This window comes from Nostoc sp. CALU 546, assembly GCF_048836525.1.
In genome coordinates this window covers 1-2222 of sequence record NZ_JAWJTF010000325.1, presented here as the reverse complement: position 1 = coordinate 2222, position 2222 = coordinate 1, and the positions used below count along the sequence as shown (strand labels likewise).

General features: G+C 40.2%; 2 protein-coding genes. Both read left to right on the top strand.

Features of this window, described 5'->3' with window-relative positions; all coding sequences use genetic code 11:
- The first annotated feature begins 605 nt into the window (after positions 1–605).
- On the top strand, positions 606–1259 hold the full coding sequence (locus RRG12_RS43310) for an L-2-amino-thiazoline-4-carboxylic acid hydrolase (RefSeq protein WP_069069102.1): 654 nt from the start codon (positions 606–608) through the stop codon (positions 1257–1259).
- Between the two features lie 5 nt (positions 1260–1264).
- A partial coding sequence (locus RRG12_RS43305; protein ID WP_420763298.1) for an FAD-binding protein occupies positions 1265–2222 on the top strand: 958 nt, incomplete at its 3' end.

Here is a 2222-nt window from a genome sequence, read left to right as displayed (position 1 = left end):
AAACCTGGAGATTTAAGCTCTGAAAGGCTTTCAGTGATTGGGTTCTCTCAAAGTGATAAAAGAGGGCTAATACCGTTTCACCTGAAGATTGATACAGATGACAGCCTGTTCTTCAGCAGGGCAGGCTCTTGAGCTAGTATCAAGAATTGAGTGAAATTGTATGATAAGCGCCTAATTTTTACTCTTTACATTTCTTTAGAGATAGCCTCTAAATAGGAAGTAACAAGGTATTTATGGAAAAATTGCCGACAGGTATTTTGCTAAAAATTAACAAATTATTTCGCTGGTCTAACTCAACTGAATTCGGCAACTTCAAAACTGAAATTAGCAAGTTTTTCCAAGTTAAATGGTTGAGTCATCTTTCCATCAAGCAGATGCAAGAAGTTGACATTGTATTCTTGTGTATGTTTGCTAGCAGATACCTAACGTTGACGATCATTTTACTATACTTATGGAGTTCAATTCATACTAGTCCTGAATCACCAAGGACATGCTATCCCTGAAGTCAATCGTAGGATTCTAGGAGCAAAAAAGTTTCTGGCGATCGCTGTCTGAAATTTAGCAGTAATCAGCCATTGATTAGCTCGTTTTTCTAGGTCATTTAAATGAGTAAAAAACACGGAGAACTGGCAATGGATAACGTTACAGGTATTGGCGACATTACCATGAACGATGTGATGCAAATGGATTCCTCCAAAGCAGTGAGTATGTTTAGGAATCGATTTGCAGCCTACAAAAAGCTGGCAGATGAAATTGGAGAACATGCAGCTTTTGAACAAATGATGTTAGCCTACCCTGCTCATCAAAAAGCGTTCATGGGTGCTTTCATTGACAATACCACCATAGCCAAAGGCTTTACCGATGCAATTCCGATCTTTCGGATCATGGGCTTCCAAATGCAAGTCGTAGATATTTCCCAAGAAGGAAAAGATGCTGCACTAGAAATTCAACGAGTTTGCCCGGTTCTTTCAATTGCCAAAGAATATGGACTTGAAAGCCCTTGCCGAGTTATCTGTGAGATGGAACAAGAAGCAACCAGGAGAGCATTTCCTGGGATGAAAGCTGCAATTATTAGCAAGCAGGCAGATGGTGATTGCGTTTGTATGTTCAAGTATGAAAGACCTGCCAAAGGGGTAGAAGTAAAGCCACAAAAAACACCGAGCTTGTTCTCTCATATTCTCGATTTGATTCGCTTGACTCCTAAAATCTTGCAGATTGGGATGAATCTTTTAAAAACATCTCTTTCTAAAGGATCGTAACTTTTATGAATGGCATTGTTCAAGACCTCAAGCATTTGATTGCAGGTGAAGTTAGCAACGCTTCAGAAATTTTGACAGAAGTTTCCGAAGATTTTGGTGGTATATTCCAAAAGTCTCCTCAAGTTGTTGTCACTCCTCAAAACGCTAACGATATTGCCCAAACTGTCAAATATGCCGCTCAAAAAGGATTAGTAGTTTCTTCACGCGCTGCGGGACATTCGTTAGGTGGTCAATCTTTAAACCAAGATGGAATCGTTTTAAATATGAGGAATCTCGATAAAATTCGAGATATCCAAAAAGAGCAACTATGGTTTAAAGCTGATGCGGGAACTTCTTGGAATCAAGTAATCGATGCTTGTATTCCTGATGGTTTAGTTCCTCCCGTATTAACCAATTATTTTGGTGTTTCTGTCGGAGGAACTCATTCTGCGGGTGGTATAGGTGCAGCCTCTTTTCGTTATGGAAATCAAGCTGATAATTGTCTTGGTCTAGAAGTTGTAACCGCAGAAGGTGAGATTCTTTGGTGTTCGCCTGAAGAAAACAGCGAACTTTTTAATCACGTACTTTGCGGTTACGGTCAGTTTGGAATTATTACCCAAGTTCAGCACAAACTCAAAGTTTATCCTTCCCAAACCCGCACGTATTTACTTTTCTATGACAACCTAGATGCTCTTTTGCATGACAAGCGGGTTTTAGTAACCGAACAAAGGGTCGATCATCTTGTATCTTTCCCAGTTCCCTGTTTGCAAGGAGTATCCAGAGCTACAGGAATAATGCAACCTTTGATTCAATGGTTTTACACGTTGCGGATTACTGTTGAAGCAAATTCTATTGAAGCTATTGATGACAAAGAAATCCTTGCTGGCTTAAATTTTTACCGTCATATCCATACTGAAGACTTGGGATTTGCACAATTCATCGAACCCATCGCATTGCCGGCGGCACGGTCCACCACCTCGCCGA